The sequence below is a fragment of the Vibrio sp. R-1 genome (genome assembly GCF_035615595.1).
GTDB classification, from domain to species: Bacteria; Pseudomonadota; Gammaproteobacteria; order Enterobacterales; family Vibrionaceae; genus Vibrio; species Vibrio cholerae.
Map to the genome: position 1 here is coordinate 1 of NZ_WPDC01000071.1, position 17040 is coordinate 17040.

Here is a 17040-nt window from a genome sequence, read left to right on the forward strand (position 1 = left end):
GACTACCCGAGAGGAAGTGCCCCCTTTTTCACGTTACCAAGGCAAGCCATTTGATGAAGTGGCTCTTTATGCCGCTCAGCATTCGAAAAATTGGGACGATCCTCGCTCGGTCGAGAATGTGATTTCAACCCCGAGTGATCCCGCTATTCACGGCGCATTACTGGCGATGATTGCTAATCCCAATTTGGTGTACGGCGAATATTCGGGTATGGCGGCGGAGTTAGAAAAGTTGGTGGTACGGCAAATTGCTTCACTGGCGGGCTATTCTACCGAGCAGGCGACTGGAATTTTTACCCAAGGGGGGACGTTTTGTAATTTATACGGATACCTGCTTGGGCTGCGCAAAGCATTACCCAGTTCCATTTCTCAAGGTATCTCGACCAGTTCCTTGCGGATGCTGAATTCGGAGGCAGGACACTACTCGAACATGACAAACTTGGCGCTGCTCGGGATCAGTGTGCAATCACAGGTGATCCGTGTCCGAGTCAATGACAATAACGAAATTGACTTGATTGATCTGCATCGCCAACTCAGTCGCTGCTTTGAGCAGGAGCAAGTTGTGCCAACCATCATGCTCACGTTTGGTACGACCGATACGTTTGCGCTGGATGATATCAAAGCGGTCTATGACATCCGCGAATCGCTCTGCCATCAATATGGCGTGCGTCGTAAACCACATATCCATGTTGATGCCGCGGTAGGGTGGAGCTTACTGTTTTTCGCAAGTTACGATTTACAGCGTAACCCGTTGGCGATTAACGCTGCGACCTTATCGGCCATCACCGAATGGCTACCTAAAATTCGCGCGCTGCAGTGGGCGGATTCGTTTACCGTGGATTTCCAGAAATGGGGTTATGTACCCTACACCTCCAGTTTGGTGATGATAAAAAATAAGCATGATTTACAGGCACTCAAATCTGATCCCAGCTATTTCTCCTATTTTGAAACCGCGCGGCAACAAGAAACGCATTTACAAGCCACGATAGAATGCTCACGCAGTGCGGTTGGGGTGTTTGCCGCCTATTCAGCATTGCAAATGATGGGGATTGATGGCTATCAAACCATCCTCGCGCATGGTTTACAAAACGCCAGTTATCTGCGCGCGCAGTTGGCGACACTTCCACATTGCAAATTGATCGCAGAACAAAATCATGGTCCGAGCGTGGCATTTCGTCTCTACCCTCCAAGTGTCAAATCAGCTCGTGAAGCTTTCGCTCTAGAGATGGACCTCAGTCAACATCCAGACTATGTCGAGAAGATGGTGACTCATACTCTGTATCATCGTAGCCACTTTCTTGCGCGCAAAGGCCAAACCTTAAACAGTAACTGGGTTGAATCACTAACGCGTACTCATTATGACCCTGAAGGTAACTGCTTGCATCTGCCGGGAGAAAAAGTGGTATTGATGAACCCGCATACCATGCGCACTCATTTGGATGCTTTCATTACAGAAATGAGTCTCAGATAGGCACTCTTCATGACCGACCGACTAGTTGTGGTGCGCTAGTCGGTTGAGATCTGTAACACAATGTAAGTACTTGACCTTCAACTGTAAGAGTTAGTAAAGAGAAGCTGTGCTAAAGTCGCAGTTGGTTATACTGCTTGCTTGGTATTTTATTGGGGGACACGTTATGACCAGCACCAAGTTTCTCGTCAGGTTTTCAATGGGTTGTATGGCATTTGTGCCAACGTTAGGTTTTTCCGCTTTGACAGTCGTGCCCGAGCCACCACAGTTGGCTGCTAACGGCTATGTTCTAATTGATTTCCATACAGGTAAAGTTCTGGTCGAACACAACGCACATCAAAAACTCAATCCGGCCAGCTTAACCAAACTTATGACCTCATATGTCGCAGGACAAGAGATGAAACGCGGCAATATCCATGCGGATGATCAAGTGCGGATCAGCAACAACGCATGGGCAAAGAAATTCCCCGATTCATCAAAAATGTTCATTGAGGTAGGTAGTTACGTCAATTTGATGGACCTTTATCGCGGTCTAATCGTGCAGTCAGGGAATGATGCCAGTGTGGCGATTGCCGAGCATGTCGCTGGATCGGAAGGGGCGTTTGTGAGTTTAATGAACTCGTGGGCGCAGCAATTGGGAATGAACAATAGCTCGTTTGCTAACCCGCATGGGTTGGATAATCCTGCGTTGTACAGCACACCTTACGACATTGCGCTACTTGGCCGTGCGATTATTCGCGATCTGCCAGAAATCTATCCGCTGTACAGTGAGCTTTCGTTTACCTATAACGGCATCACTCAACACAACCGTAATGGTCTGCTGCGCGATCGCAGTATGAATGTTGATGGCATGAAAACGGGTTACACCAGTGGCGCTGGATACAGTTTAGCCAGCTCGGCAACCAGTGGTGAGATGCGCCTTATTTCGGTGGTGATGGGATCTAAAAGTGTCAAAATTCGAGAAGCAGAAAGTAAAAACTTGCTGAGTTATGGTTTCCGTTTTTTTGAGACAGTCACACCACATCAAAAAGAAGCTGTGATTCAAAAACAGCGTCTCTGGTATGGGGATAAAAACGAAGTAGCGTTAGGCAGTGCCGAAACTGTCTACTTGACACTGCCACGCAACGATGTAAAAAAACTCAACGCTGTAATCCAATTGGATAAAACGCTCGAAGCGCCGATCGCCAAAGGTGATGTAGTAGGCTCGATTTTCTACTACATTGATGAAGAAAAGGTCGGCGAGGCCAAATTGGTTAGCCAAGAATCTGTCGAACAGGGCGGGATCTTTAAACGTCTAATTGACTGGTTCAAGCTGCTCTTCTCTGGCTGGTTTTGATTGCGTTGTTCGATGGCTTATTCTTATCGATAGTATGCTCACTACAAACTGGGATTTTGATCTCAGTTTGTGGTTCTATGATCAACACACATCGCAAACTCACATCAGATTGACACGTTGCTCTAAAAATTCTGGCATGGTATCGGCCATTCGAAATAACGACGAGGAGAGGCAGAAATGGAACTGAACCAAGAAGACCGTAAGGCGCTGTACGACGTCTGGATGACAAAGAAAGCCAAAATGCATATGACCCAGATGGAGATGACTAAGCGTCTTGGTGTGAGTCAGGGGGAGTTTTCCGAGCTATTGCGTGGTGATGCGCCGCTGTCTATGTCTTTCGTCAGTCGTTTTTGCCAGCACCTCCATGTTGAGCCGCACAACGTATTACCTACGCTAAAACGCAAAACTCGCTCTGGTGAAAAGCTTGTTCATCTGCAAAACCGCGTTACCGTCGATGGGGATATTAAACGTGTTTATGTAGAGGGCAACCAAGTCATTATTGAGTATACTCACTTAGCCAAATAGCCTTATTCGGCAACCCTCTCTATGTTCAAGTTATTATCGTTACGCTTACCTTAACGCTCAGCGTAACGATACAGCAGCTCAGTCAACTCGGTTGACCATGCCAGAGCATGTTCTGGTTGGGTCGCGATCAGTTTTTCCACTTCAGCACAATGGGTTTCTAAATCCACACTCTGCTCTAAATGAAAGGCAATGGCATAAAAGTGCCACATCAAAAGGCGTGTCATGCGCTGGGTATTTTGCATCGCTTGATCTGAGCCTTCAAACATCGCAGGTAGCTGGCCTAAAGCGATCGCGTGCATTTTCACCATTGCATCAATATGTGCCATGTGTGCTTTTTCTTCGCCTGCAAATTCATCATCATCAAAGCGGTACAACTCGCGTAAAGTCTCTTCGCTGATCAAACGGTGCAAAATGCGCAAACTGAATTCGGTTAGCTCTTGTTTATCCATTGCACGCAGGCATTGATAAGTGTAGTCACGCTCCATGGCATTACTCTTCTTTGGGTCATAACAGGAGGCGATATTGTAAAGAGTTTTTGAGTGAGTGCCAGTCAATCTTATTTGAGTAAGTTGTCGATTACATTCGGCCGTGATGAGTTTCTAGAATCTTATATTCCGAACATATTCATTTTGTCTGCCAATACTATTCTGCATCATGTCAAACCTAAACCATGCTTCAATCAACCAGTTAAGTGAGGGACTATGAAAAAGACAACGTGGGTATTAGCGATGGCAGCCAGTATGAGCTTCGGCGTACAGGCTTCCGAATGGGGGTATGAAGGAGAGCATGCTCCGGAGCATTGGGGCAAAGTTGCCCCTCTTTGCGCAGAGGGTAAAAATCAAAGCCCGATTCATGTCGCGCAAAGCGTAGAAGCGGATCTACAGCCTTTCACGCTCAATTATCAAGGGCAAGTGGTTGGGCTACTCAATAACGGGCACACTTTACAAGCGATAGTCAGTGGTAATAACCCACTGCAGATCGATGGCAAAACGTTTCAGCTTAAGCAGTTTCATTTTCATACCCCTTCTGAAAATTTGCTAAAAGGAAAACAATTCCCACTGGAAGCGCATTTTGTTCATGCCGACGAGCAAGGCAATCTGGCGGTTGTTGCGGTGATGTACCAAGTGGGGTCGGAAAATCCGCTGCTTAAGGCTCTCACGGCGGATATGCCGACCAAAGGGAATTCGACTCAGCTCACGCAAGGGATCCCTTTGGCTGATTGGATCCCAGAATCGAAGCACTACTATCGTTTCAATGGCTCATTGACTACGCCGCCTTGCAGTGAAGGTGTACGTTGGATTGTGTTAAAAGAGCCAGCACATTTGTCGAATCAACAAGAGCAGCAGCTTAGTGCCGTGATGGGACACAATAATCGACCCGTACAACCGCATAATGCTCGTCTTGTCTTGCAAGCCGATTAAATACAAGGTTTAGCAGGCATAAAAAATGGCGTCCAAGAGGACGCCAAAATCTTCGCAGAAATTAAATTCACAGAAGTTAAATTGGGACGAGAAAAGTCTCACAACAGCGATGATAAGCCGTGTGGCTGGTCATCCTTTACTGCCGCCTGTCAACGTTAACTTTGTGATTTGACGAGAAGATGTCTGTTTTGCTGCGATTTGATGACGGCTCGAAAAAAGCTATGAAAAAGGCGAGCACTCTGGCTCGCCTGTGTTAAACGAATGATCATCCGGATGACCGATTAGTCCTGATAACTGTCAATGCTTGGGCATGAACAGACGAGGTTACGGTCGCCGTACACGTTATCGACACGGTTCACCGTTGGCCAGTATTTGCTGGCTTTGGTGTGTGCCGATGGGAAGCAGGCGATTTCACGTGAGTATGGACGCTCCCATTTCTCTTCGCGCAGATCCGCTTGGGTATGCGGCGCATGCACTAGAGGGTTGCTTTCAAGCGGCCATTCGCCATTTTTCACCTTGTCGATCTCGCCACGAATCGCAATCAATGCATCACAGAAGCGATCCAGCTCCGCCAAATCTTCCGATTCCGTTGGCTCAACCATTAAGGTGCCCGCGACTGGGAATGACATGGTTGGCGCGTGGAAGCCGTAGTCCATCAAGCGTTTGGCAATATCTTCTTCGCTAATCCCAGTTTCTTCTTTCAGAGGACGGATATCGATGATGCACTCGTGCGCCACTCGACCATTTGCACCACGGTAAAGGATCGGGTAATGCGGACGCAGACGCTCCATCACATAGTTGGCATTCAAAATCGCCAGCTTGGTGGCTTCAGCCAGACCTTCTGCACCCATCATCGCAATGTAGGCCCAAGAGATCGGCAGAATGGACGCGCTGCCAAGATCGGCTGCGGAAACCGCGAAATCAGAACCCTCTACGCCACCTTCAATATGTCCCGGCAGGAAAGGCGCTAGGTGCGATTTCACACCGATAGGTCCCATGCCTGGGCCGCCGCCGCCGTGTGGAATACAGAAGGTTTTGTGCAAGTTCAGGTGTGATACGTCTGAGCCGATAAAGCCCGGCGAGGTCAGCCCCACTTGCGCGTTCATGTTCGCACCATCAAGGTAAACTTGACCACCTGCAGCATGCACCATTTCACACACTTCACGCACTTGCTGTTCATACACGCCATGCGTTGAAGGGTAGGTGATCATGATGCTGGAAAGATGGTCTTTGTGCTTTTCAATTTTGTCCGCAAGGTCAACCATATCAATGTTGCCGTTTTCATCGCATTTCACCACCACGACTTTCATCGACACCATTGCCGCTGTGGCTGGGTTTGTGCCGTGTGCTGAGCTTGGGATGAGGCAAACATTGCGGTGGTCTTCGCCGCGGCTTTGGTGATAACGCTGAATCGCCACTAAACCTGCATATTCACCGGAAGCTCCAGAGTTGGGTTGCAGTGAGAAAGCATCGTACCCCGTGATTTCACACAGTTTTTGCTTCAGGTCTTCAGCCAATGCCGCATAGCCCGCTGCTTGTGCTTTTGGTACAAACGGATGCAGTGCGCCAAACTCAGGCCAAGTGACGGGAATCATCTCCGCGGTAGCGTTGAGCTTCATGGTGCAACTGCCTAGCGGGATCATGCCGTGAGTCAGAGAGAAATCTTTGTTTTCCAGATGCTTCATATAACGCAGCATCTGAGTTTCACTGTGGTGTGTGTTAAACACAGGGTGAGTCAAAAACGCGCTTTGACGACGGCAACTTTCTGGAATCGCGGCGAGCTCATTGGTCGCAATGCGGTCGGAAAGTGCATGAACCTCTTCTTTAATACCAAAGATCGCAAAGAGCGCTTCAACGTCAGCCACTGTCGTGGTTTCATCAAAGCTCACGCCAAGCTGATTAGGCAGTTTACGCAGATTGATGTTCGCTTGTTGCGCAGCTTGGTACAGAGCATCGGTTTTTGCACCTGTATTGATCGCCAGCGTATCAAAGAAATGCTGATGCGCCAGTTCGTAACCCGCTTTGGTTAAGCCAGCAGCAAGAATCGCGGTGAGGTGGTGAGCGCGGCGCGCAATAGTGCGCAGACCTTGTGGACCATGGTACACCGCATAAAACGCGGCCATGTTGGCCAGCAGCGCTTGCGCAGTACAGATGTTGGAGGTCGCTTTTTCACGGCGAATGTGTTGCTCACGGGTTTGCATTGCCATACGTAAGGCTTGGTTACCTTTCGCATCGTTCGAAACACCGATCACACGTCCCGGCATGGTGCGTTTGTGCGCATCACGTGTTGCCATGAACGCCGCGTGTGGACCGCCGTAACCCATAGGTACACCAAAGCGCTGCGCTGAACCAATCACCACATCTGCGCCCATTTCACCGGCAGGTTTGAGCAGCACGCTGGCGAGCAAATCGGTCGCCACGGTGACTAAGGTTTTGTTGGCTTGTGCTTTGGCGATGATGTCAGTCAGATCGCGCACTTGACCGGTTGTACCCGGGTATTGCAGCAGTGCGCCAAAAGCTTCTTGTTGAGTGATGTTGTCAATCGAATCGATTTTCACCTCAAAGCCAAGGAATGCGGCGCGAGTTTTCACCACTTCAATGGTTTGTGGATGCACGTCATCGGCAACAAAGAACAAGTTGCTTTTGCTCTTACCAGCGCGTTGACACAGGGCCATTGCTTCGGCCGCTGCTGTCGCTTCATCCAGCAGTGACGCGTTCGCAATCTCCATCGCGGTTAAATCCATCACCATCTGCTGATAGTTAAGCAGCGATTCAAGACGGCCTTGCGAGATTTCTGGCTGATAAGGAGTGTAAGCGGTGTACCAGCCCGGGTTTTCCATCACGTTACGTAAAATGACGTTCGGTGTGAAGGTGTTGTAGTAACCCTGACCGATGAAAGTCCGTTTAAGCTGGTTAAGTTTGGCGAACGATTTCATCGTTGCCAGCATATCAGCTTCGCTTTGAGCGGGCGCGAGCTGCATTGGCGCTTCTAAACGGATTTGCGCAGGAACAGTTTGGGCGATAAGCGCATCCAAACTTTCCGCATTCACCGTTTTAAGCATGGTGGCTTGTTCTTGTTTATCCGGCCCGTTGTGGCGTGCAACGAACTCATTTTGTGTGCTTAGGCTGTGAAGTAATTCTGTCATTGTCCTTTACCTTCTTTCCATGTGAGCATGCGAACAACCTTGGTGGAATCACCACTCACTTGGCGATCAAACATCACTCATTTGCGGTGAGTGACTTTGAAAAAAAGCCGCCCTGAAGGGCAGCTTTCTCATGCATATTGTGCTTAGTCTTCTTCGATTGAAGCTAGGTACTCTTCCGCGTCTTTTAGATCTTTGAGTTCATCAGGATCGGACATTTTCACTTTCACGATCCAGCCGCCATCGTAAGGCTCTTCATTAATCAGCTCTGGGCTGTTTTGCAGATCTTCGTTGACTTCAATGACGACACCGGTCACTGGTGCATAGATGTCAGAAGCGGCTTTCACCGATTCAACCAGTGAAAAGCTGTCACCCGCATCAATTTCGGCATCGATTTCAGGTAACTCTACAAACACTACGTCACCGAGCATTTCTTGGGCGTGCTCAGAGATGCCGATGGTTACTGTACCGTCACTGTTGTCGCGAACCCATTCATGGCTTTCTGTGAACTTCAGTGTCTTGTCCATTGCGTATTCTCCAAAAAATATCGTACTGATAAAAAGCTATTGATAGAGCGGGAAGCGTTGGCACAGTGCTTTCACTTGTTTACGCACTTGTTGCTCAACGTCAGGGTTGCCTTCTGGGCTGGCCACCAAACCATCCAGAACATCCCCAATCCACTCACCGATGAGTTTGAATTCTTCACGACCGAAACCACGGCTGGTTCCGGCAGGCGTACCTAAACGAATGCCCGATGTAATCATAGGCTTCTCTTCGTCAAATGGGATGCCATTTTTGTTACACGTGATCCCGGCACGCTCTAAGGCTTGTTCAACTTGGTTGCCTTTCAAACCTTTAGGTCTAAGATCGACCAACATGAGATGCGTATCCGTTCCGCCAGTCACAATGTCACACCCGCGAGTTTGCAACACTTCAGCCAGCACTTTTGCGTTATCGATCACCGAATCAATATAAGTACGGAATTCAGGGCCGAGCGCTTCACCAAATGCCACTGCTTTAGCGGCAATCACGTGCATCAGTGGGCCACCTTGTAAACCGGGGAACACCGCAGAATTAATCTTTTTGTGGATCTCTTCGTTGTTGGTCAAAATCATGCCGCCGCGCGGGCCACGTAGAGTTTTGTGTGTGGTAGTGGTGACGACATGAGCATGCGGCAGCGGGCTTGGATGTGCGCCAGTTGCTACCAATCCGGCAATGTGCGCCATATCGACCATCAACAGCGCACCAACTTCGTCCGCAATCGAGCGAAATTGAGCAAAATCGATAGTGCGGGGAATGGCACTGCCGCCTGCGATGATCATTTTTGGTTTGTGCTCTAACGCCAGTGCACGAACAGAATCGTAGTTAATTTCGAGAGTTCGACGATCCACTCCGTATTGCACCGCATTGAACCATTTACCTGAAAGAGCAGGGCGCGCACCATGGGTGAGGTGACCGCCCGCATCCAGCGACATACCCATAATGGTATCGCCCGGTTGCAGCAGAGCAAGCATCACAGCGCCATTCGCTTGAGCGCCTGAGTGTGGTTGAACGTTTGCGTATTGACACTGAAAAAGTATTTTGGCGCGTTCGATAGCAATCTGCTCAACGCTGTCAACATGCTCACAACCGCCGTAGTAACGACGGCCGGGATAACCTTCGGCGTATTTGTTAGTCAGGCAAGTGCCTTGCGCCTGCATTACGGCTTTAGAGACGATGTTTTCAGAGGCAATCAGTTCGATCTGTTCATTTTGGCGGGTGTATTCAGCTTGAATGGCGGCAAATACCGCATCGTTGGTCGCCGCCAGTGGGGTAGAGAAGAAGTTCTCAAGGCTAACGTTAGGATAAGCTTTGTTTAGATTTGCATTCATAGTAGATGGCCTTCCAATCTGATAACCGCACTAAGATGGGGTTATCGCTCCTTTTTCTGATCGCAATACTCATCGCGATCGGCTGAGTCATTCCTAATCTTGATTGCCCTAAACCTTGGCAACATAACCCCAATGTGCGGGATCGAAAACTCGCGGAAATTGACTGGTCATTCAGCCTAAAGCAGCGAGTGATTGCATCTCTTCATCTAACAAGTCGGTAACATACTCTTTGCTTACAGAACAATCAATCAAAAATTTCCTATAGGAAACACGGTTTCTGATCTGCTTAACAAAAGTACTTTTATTTCTCTGTGTACTCTTTAATCAACAAATCGCTTCATGCCACAATGCTTGGTAGACAGGAAGTTTTATAACCAGAGGGAAAGCATGTCAGAAGACATTTATGATGAGTACCCATCCATCACTTTGGCGCGCGAATCGGGCGAGCAAGGCATCGAGCCTCTCAAGCTGGGTCAGCGGATCAAAGATATCCGCACGCGATTAGGTATTACGCTTGAAGAAGCTAGCCAGCGTACTGGGCTCGCTCGCTCTACACTGAGCAAAATTGAAAACGAGCAGATTTCGCCAACCTTTCAGGCCATGCAAAAATTGGCGCATGGTTTGCAGATTGATATGCCGCAACTCTTTGAACCACCGAAGAAAATTGTAGCGACAGGGCGGCGTGATATTACCCGTAAAGAAGCAGGAAAACCGCACCCAACCCAAACCTATGAACATGAATTGCTCGCGACTCAACTTTCTAACAAAAAGATGATGCCGTTCAAAAGCCGCGTGCGTGCCAGAGCGTTTGAAGAGTACAGCGACTGGGTCCGTCACGATGGTGAAGAGTTTCTGCTGATCCTCGAAGGTGAAGTGATGTTTTACAGCGAATTTTATGAGCCGGTACATCTGGTGGAAGGGGACAGTGTGTATTACGACGCCAACATGGGACACATGCTGGTTTCAGTGAGTGAAGAAGATGCGCTGATCCTTTGGGTCACCGCAAGATAGTGAGTTTCCTATCCGAAACATCCGCGTATAACAACCCAAGACGTGGAGTGTGTTGGTGGTGGTTTTTGATAACCATTCATTAACAATGTTGTTAACTGTGATGGTGAGCACTGTTTTAATTTGGTGAATCCTCTAAAACGGGCTCGGCTTGTTTATTATCGGAAACATAGTTTCCTCACTAAAGGAATCTTGCCACGGTAGATTGCGCCAAAAGCGCAGCTTTGGCTTATATGGAGAACAAGAATGACTGAACAACACGAAACCTTACTGACGACACCGCTACATGCGCTACACATTGAAGTTGGCGCAAAGATGGTGCCTTTTGCGGGCTACGATATGCCAGTTCAATACGCCCTTGGGGTGAAAAAAGAGCATATACACACCCGTGAAGCAGCTGGTCTGTTTGATGTTTCCCACATGGGGCAACTGCGTTTGTACGGTGCTCAAGCGGCTGCCGCCTTAGAAGCCTTGGTTCCGGTTGATATTATTGATCTCCCTGTTGGCAAACAGCGTTATGCGTTTTTCACCAATGCCCAAGGTGGCATTATGGATGATTTGATGGTGGCCAATATGGGGGATCATCTGTTTGTGGTGGTGAACGCGGCGTGTAAAGCGCAAGACATTGCGCATCTAAAAGCGCATCTGCCTGCGGATGTTGAGATGGAAGTGATTGAAGATCGCGCTCTGCTCGCGCTGCAAGGTCCGAAAGCGGCGCAAGTGCTCGCACGTTTGCAACCTGCCGTTGCCAAGATGCTGTTTATGGATGTTCAACTCCTTGAGATCGATGGTGCAGAATGTATTGTCAGTCGCAGTGGCTACACCGGTGAAGATGGCTACGAAATCTCAGTGCCTGCTGATAAAGCGGCGGCACTGGCTCGTAAACTGACGGATTTTGAAGAAGTGGAGTGGATAGGCCTTGGTGCGCGCGACTCACTGCGTTTGGAGTGTGGTTTGTGTCTCTATGGGCACGATCTCGACCCAACCACAACGCCAGTCGAAGCAAGCTTGCTGTGGGCTATTCAGCCTGTTCGCCGCAAAGGTGGCGCGCGTGAGGGCGGTTTTCCCGGTGCAGAGATCATTCTCAGCCAGATTGAAACCAAACAAGTCAGCCGTAAACGCGTAGGTTTGGTCGGACAAACCAAAGCGCCAGTACGCGAAGGCACTGAACTGTTTGATGCGCAGGGCAACAAAATTGGTGTTGTGACCAGTGGAACTGCAGGCCCAACGGCCGACAAACCAGTTTCAATGGCTTATGTCAGCACTGAGCACGCCACTTTAAGCGGTGAAGTGTTTGCTGACGTGCGCGGGAAGATGCTGCCAATGACTGTCGAAAAAATGCCTTTTGTGCCTCAGCGTTATTATCGCGGAGAATAATTTCTTCAGTGTCATTCTTATGAGTAACGCTTATTAGCAAAGGAAGGGAAACCTTCCTTTGTGCTTTTTGAAACCTAGGTTTACAGCCTGAGCTAACCGAGAAAGCGGTTGTCATTTCAGCTTATTGGTTTATGATGCTGCAACGTACTTAAGCTGGTGCATCCGTATTTGCGCCAAAATTTGTACCGAATTTTTTGAACTCGTTACGCCGCTATTTATTACAGAATGAATTTAAAGCGTAATTTTTTCACACAAGTGTTGCTTGGTGTGCAACACCACTGTAAGGATAATACATGCCTATTATTACTCTTCCTGACGGTAGTCAGCGTCATTTTGACAACCCAGTATCTACTCTCGAAGTTGCCCAATCTATCGGTCCAGGTCTTGCGAAAGCGACCATTGCAGGTCGTGTGAATGGTGCTCGCGTTGATGCTTGCGATCTGATTGAACACGACGCCAGCCTAGAAATCATCACGACTAAAGATGAAGTAGATGGTCTGGAAATCGTGCGTCACTCATGTGCGCACTTGCTTGGCCATGCGCTTAAGCAACTTTACCCAAATGCGAAAATGGCGATCGGTCCAACCATCGACAGCGGTTTTTACTACGACATCGATCTTGAGCAGTCTCTCTCTCAAGAAGATCTTGAGAAAATCGAAGCTCGCATGGTTGAGTTAGCAAAAACCAAATACGCGGTTGTCAAAAAGAAAGTGAGCTGGCAGGAAGCGCGCGATACCTTTGAATCGCGTGGAGAAAGCTACAAAATGGAAATTCTTGATGAAAACGTGGCGCGTGATGATCGCCCAGGTCTTTACCATCACGAAGAATACATTGACATGTGCCGTGGTCCACACGTACCCCACATGGGCTTTTGTCAAAACTTCAAATTGCTGAACATTGCAGGTGCATACTGGCGTGGTAACAGCGATAACAAAATGCTGCAGCGTATCTACGGTACAGCGTTCCATGATAAGAAAGCTCTGCAAGCACATTTAACTCGTCTTGAAGAAGCCGCAAAACGTGACCATCGTAAAATCGGTAAGCAACTTGATTTGTTCCATATGCAGCAAGAAGCGCCGGGTATGGTGTTCTGGCACCACAATGGTTGGTCAATCTTCCGTGATCTGGAAATCTTTATTCGTCAAAAATTGAACGAATACGGTTACCAAGAAGTAAAAGGTCCATTGATGATGGATCGCGTGCTTTGGGAACGTTCAGGTCACTGGGACAAATACGCAGATGCGATGTTCACCACTTCATCAGAAAACCGTGAATACGCGATCAAGCCGATGAACTGTCCGGGTCACATCCAGATTTTCAACCAAGGTTTGAAATCTTACCGTGATCTGCCATTGCGCATGGCTGAGTTTGGTTCCTGTCATCGTAACGAGCCATCAGGTTCACTACACGGTATCATGCGTGTTCGTGGCTTTACTCAAGATGACGCGCATATCTTCTGTACTGAAGATCAAATTCAACAAGAAGTGACTTCGTGCATCAAGATGGTGTATGACACTTACACGACTTTTGGCTTCCAAAATATCGTGGTGAAGTTGTCTACTCGCCCTGAAAAGCGCGTGGGTAGCGATGAAATTTGGGACAAATCAGAACAAGCGCTGATCGATTCTCTGAAGGCAATGGACATTCCATTTGAAATTCAGGAAGGCGAAGGTGCGTTCTATGGTCCGAAAATTGAGTTTACACTCTACGACTGTTTAGATCGTGCGTGGCAATGTGGTACAGTGCAGCTCGATTTCAACTTGCCTACACGTTTAGGTGCCACTTACGTTGGTGAAAGCAATGAACGCTTAATTCCGGTGATGATCCACCGTGCGATTTTGGGTTCACTTGAACGCTTTATCGGTATTCTGATTGAAGAATATGCAGGATTCTTCCCAACTTGGTTGGCGCCAGAGCAGGCTGTTGTTGTAAATATCACGGATAAACAAGCCGACTATGCTCATGCAGTCGCTCAAAAGCTACAAAAATGTAGCATTCGAGCAAAAGCAGACTTGAGAAATGAGAAAATAGGCTTTAAAATCCGCGAACACACTTTGAAGCGTGTTCCGTACATGTTGGTTTGTGGCGACCAAGAGATGGAAGCTGGCGAAATCGCAGTACGTACACGTAAAGGTAAAGATCTTGGTAAATTTAAATTGGATGATTTTATTGCACATATCCAAGCTGAGATTGCAAGCCGTAAGCTTAATCTGGAGGAATAAACTATTAAAGGCGGAAGACGTGGCCAAGTTCCGGTCAAGCAAAACCAGCACCGTTTAAACGGTGAAATTCGTGGCGTTCGTGAAGTTCGTTTAACTGGCGCAGACGGTGAGTCTGTAGGTATCGTTTCGATCCAAGAAGCACTGGCTACAGCAGAAGAATCTGGTTTGGATCTCGTTGAGATCAGCCCTAACGCCGAGCCACCAGTCTGTCGTGTGATGGACTATGGCAAGTTCCTCTTTGAGAAGAGCAAGGCTACAAAAGAGCAGAAGAAGAAGCAAAAGCAGATCCAGATTAAGGAACTCAAATTCCGTCCTGGGACTGATGTGGGAGATTATCAGGTAAAACTACGCAACCTGATCCGTTTCCTAGAAGAAGGCAACAAAGTGAAAGTAACTATTCGCTTCCGTGGCCGAGAGATGGCTCACCAAGACATCGGTGTAGACGTTTTGAATCGACTGAAAGAGGACACTGACGAATTCGCTGTGGTTGAGTCTTTCCCGACCAAAATTGAAGCACGCCAGATGATCATGGTGTTAGCCCCTAAAAAGAAGTAATTAACGGCATTACAAGTAATGAACCTAGCCGTTGAAAGGCGGCTGGGTTTTATTCGCCTTAATTACACTGTTATTTAACTACTACAATGCGGAGTTATTCATCATGCCTAAGATGAAAAACAACAAAGGTGCTGCTAAGCGTTTCAAGAAAACTGCTGGTGGTATTAAGTACAAGCACGCTACAAAACGTCACATTCTGACTAAGCGTACTACTAAGAACAAGCGTCAGCTGCGTCCAAACGCCATTCTGCCTAAGTGCGAACTGGCTGCTGTAGCACGTATGCTTCCATACGCTTAATTCTTTTTAGTTTAATATTCGTTTAGTTTAGGAGAGACATAATGCCTCGCGTAAAACGTGGTGTACAAGCTCGTGCACGTCATAAGAAAGTTTTAAAACAAGCTAAAGGTTACTACGGTGCACGTTCACGTGTTTATCGTGTAGCGTTCCAAGCAGTTATTAAAGCTGGTCAATACGCTTACCGTGACCGTCGCGCTAAGAAACGTCAATTCCGTCAACTGTGGATTGCACGTATCAACGCAGCGGCTCGTCAAAATGGTCTATCTTACAGCCGTTTCATCAACGGTCTGAAGAAAGCATCTATCGAGATCGATCGTAAGATCCTTGCTGATATCGCAGTATTCGACAAAGCAGCATTCGCTGTTCTGGTTGAAAAGGCGAAAGGCGCTCTGTAATAGCGTGTTATTAAGAAAGGGGAGCATTTATGCTCCCTTTTTTCTATCTGTGAAATCTCATGATTTCGCAAAGAACCCATGCTAAAGACGGGATAATGGGCTTAAAACACCGCTTGCACCTCTATCAAGAACATGAGTGTAAATCTGTGTCGTTTTTACATCGGTATGTCCTAGTTGCTCTTGTACGGTACGTATATCAGCCCCCACTTCAAGCAAATGGGTTGCAAATGAATGTCTGAGAGTGTGGCAAGTCACGGTCTTTTCAATCCCCGCTTCTTGAGCCGATCTTCTCACCGCTTTTTGTAGTACTGTTTCATTCATATGATGGCGGCGCATCACATCGGATTCCGGATCTAGAGATAACTGAAAAGACGGAAAAAGATAGTGCCAACGAAACTCATAAGGTGCATTTGGATACTTTTCTTTTAAGGCTGTGGGCAGCCAAACCCCGCCGTAGTTTTTTTGGTGCAAGTCTCGATCGTAATAGCGTTTTGCTAGCGCAATTTGCTCTTTAAGATGCGGATAGAGTTCTTTTGCTAACGTGACTGTGCGATTTTTACCCCCCTTACCTTGCCAGATTCTGATTGCACCATAATCAAAATCGATATCTTGGACTCTCAAGCGCATACACTCCATCAACCTTAACCCCGAACCGTAGAGTAACTTGATGGGAAGTTGATGCTTAGGATCGACAATTTCAAGTAAACGTCGAATCTCATCTCTAGTCAGTACAACCGGTAACTTTCGTTCTAGTTGCGAGCGTTGAAAGCGGATCTCAAGAGAAAGGGGTGTTTTTAGAATTTCTTTGTATAGAAAACTGAGTGAGTTCAAGGCTAGTGATTGAGTCTTTGTGGCCACTTTACCTTGCACGGCTAAGTAGGTTAAAAATTCTTCGACCTCTTTATCTCCCATTAAGCTAGGGTGCTTTTTATTATGAAAATGGATGTAACGAGTGATCCAATGGAGGTAAGCTTCTATGGTTTTTTTGGCATAGTATCGAGTTTGCATAAATTCGCGAACACTTAACAAAAACTGGGATTTCATATAGTTCTCACTGAATATTTAACTGGTTATTTATACAGTATTTGTTGGTTGTTTTTATGTCAAGAGGCTATACAGACATCAGCAATCTATAAGCTGAGATTTTTGAATGGTGTGATGCTCAACATACTGATTTAGAAGGATGCTATGGTAGTATGCACCCAGTGGTCTATTAATTAGATAGCGGTAGCCTACCAGCTGGAAAGGTAAGAAGCTGTCTAGAAAGCGTTATGCTTAATCAAGTAAAATCAGTGGTTTATGGTTTTCTTTGTTCCTTCGGCTTTTCAGTTTAGTGTTTGTCGGCAAGTTGGCTTTTTTGAGCGCTGTTTTTCGGACATCAATTCTTTGGCGCTGGAAATTCAGGTAATTGCCTCAATCAATTT

The 17040-nt window shown here is 47.4% G+C and carries 15 protein-coding genes; 10 read left to right on the forward strand and 5 right to left on the reverse strand.

What is annotated here, in order from left to right:
• From GOU96_RS13460 to GOU96_RS13470, 3 genes are all read left to right on the forward strand, one after another.
• On the forward strand, positions 1 to 1468 hold a 1468-nt coding region (locus GOU96_RS13460), incomplete at its 5' end, for an aspartate aminotransferase family protein (RefSeq protein ID WP_324701976.1).
• 196 nt (positions 1469 to 1664) lie between these two features.
• The gene (locus GOU96_RS13465; protein WP_057642596.1) at positions 1665 to 2801 is read left to right on the forward strand and encodes a D-alanyl-D-alanine carboxypeptidase family protein; all 1137 of its coding nucleotides are present in this window, start codon (positions 1665 to 1667) and stop codon (positions 2799 to 2801) included.
• A 177-nt stretch (positions 2802 to 2978) separates the two neighbouring features.
• Positions 2979 to 3326, forward strand: a complete 348-nt coding sequence (locus tag GOU96_RS13470; protein WP_000422463.1) for a helix-turn-helix domain-containing protein — start codon at positions 2979 to 2981, stop codon at positions 3324 to 3326.
• Between the two features lie 50 nt (positions 3327 to 3376).
• Here the strand turns inward: GOU96_RS13470 and GOU96_RS13475 are convergent, their stop codons facing one another.
• Positions 3377 to 3811: an exoribonuclease R gene (locus GOU96_RS13475; protein ID WP_267782292.1), complete on the reverse strand. Its 435-nt coding sequence runs from the start codon at positions 3809 to 3811 to the stop codon at positions 3377 to 3379.
• A 216-nt stretch (positions 3812 to 4027) separates the two neighbouring features.
• On the opposite strand from GOU96_RS13475, the gene GOU96_RS13480 reads away from it, so the two are divergent.
• Positions 4028 to 4747 (forward strand): carbonic anhydrase, encoded by a 720-nt coding sequence (locus GOU96_RS13480; protein WP_069648509.1) that lies wholly within the window; start codon positions 4028 to 4030, stop codon positions 4745 to 4747.
• Between the two features lie 281 nt (positions 4748 to 5028).
• Here GOU96_RS13480 and gcvP read toward each other — a convergent pair whose 3' ends face one another.
• The 3 genes from gcvP to GOU96_RS13495 form a co-directional block, all read right to left on the reverse strand.
• A complete protein-coding gene (gene gcvP / locus GOU96_RS13485; RefSeq protein ID WP_267782289.1) occupies positions 5029 to 7893 on the reverse strand; it encodes an aminomethyl-transferring glycine dehydrogenase in 2865 nt (954 codons plus the stop codon).
• Positions 7894 to 8036: 143 nt separating this feature from the next.
• Complete coding sequence (gcvH, locus tag GOU96_RS13490) at positions 8037 to 8417, reverse strand: glycine cleavage system protein GcvH (protein ID WP_134987478.1); 381 nt, start codon at positions 8415 to 8417, stop codon at positions 8037 to 8039.
• 36 nt (positions 8418 to 8453) lie between these two features.
• On the reverse strand, positions 8454 to 9761 hold the full coding sequence (locus GOU96_RS13495) for a serine hydroxymethyltransferase (RefSeq protein WP_267782286.1): 1308 nt from the start codon (positions 9759 to 9761) through the stop codon (positions 8454 to 8456).
• A gap of 387 nt (positions 9762 to 10148) precedes the next feature.
• Here GOU96_RS13495 and GOU96_RS13500 point away from each other — a divergent pair, with 387 nt between their 5' ends.
• The 6 genes from GOU96_RS13500 to rplT all read left to right on the forward strand — a co-directional run bounded on the left by GOU96_RS13500 (position 10149) and on the right by rplT (position 15616).
• Positions 10149 to 10772 (forward strand): helix-turn-helix domain-containing protein, encoded by a 624-nt coding sequence (locus GOU96_RS13500; protein ID WP_001287801.1) that lies wholly within the window; start codon positions 10149 to 10151, stop codon positions 10770 to 10772.
• A gap of 243 nt (positions 10773 to 11015) precedes the next feature.
• Positions 11016 to 12146, forward strand: coding sequence for a glycine cleavage system aminomethyltransferase GcvT (gene gcvT, locus GOU96_RS13505; RefSeq protein WP_267782285.1), 1131 nt, complete (start codon positions 11016 to 11018; stop codon positions 12144 to 12146).
• A gap of 293 nt (positions 12147 to 12439) precedes the next feature.
• Entirely contained in the window at positions 12440 to 14368 is a 1929-nt protein-coding gene (gene thrS, locus GOU96_RS13510) for a threonine--tRNA ligase (protein ID WP_267782283.1), read from the forward strand.
• Between the two features lie 3 nt (positions 14369 to 14371).
• Complete coding sequence (infC, locus tag GOU96_RS13515; RefSeq protein WP_001894072.1) at positions 14372 to 14923, forward strand: translation initiation factor IF-3; 552 nt, start codon at positions 14372 to 14374, stop codon at positions 14921 to 14923.
• Positions 14924 to 15026: 103 nt separating this feature from the next.
• Positions 15027 to 15221: a 50S ribosomal protein L35 gene (gene rpmI / locus GOU96_RS13520; RefSeq protein WP_001885060.1), complete on the forward strand. Its 195-nt coding sequence runs from the start codon at positions 15027 to 15029 to the stop codon at positions 15219 to 15221.
• Positions 15222 to 15262: 41 nt separating this feature from the next.
• Positions 15263 to 15616, forward strand: coding sequence for a 50S ribosomal protein L20 (gene rplT, locus GOU96_RS13525; RefSeq protein WP_001138366.1), 354 nt, complete (start codon positions 15263 to 15265; stop codon positions 15614 to 15616).
• 81 nt (positions 15617 to 15697) lie between these two features.
• Here the strand turns inward: rplT and intIA are convergent, their stop codons facing one another.
• Positions 15698 to 16660 (reverse strand): integron integrase IntIA, encoded by a 963-nt coding sequence (gene intIA / locus GOU96_RS13530; protein ID WP_000841995.1) that lies wholly within the window; start codon positions 16658 to 16660, stop codon positions 15698 to 15700.
• Positions 16661 to 17040 lie beyond the last annotated feature (380 nt).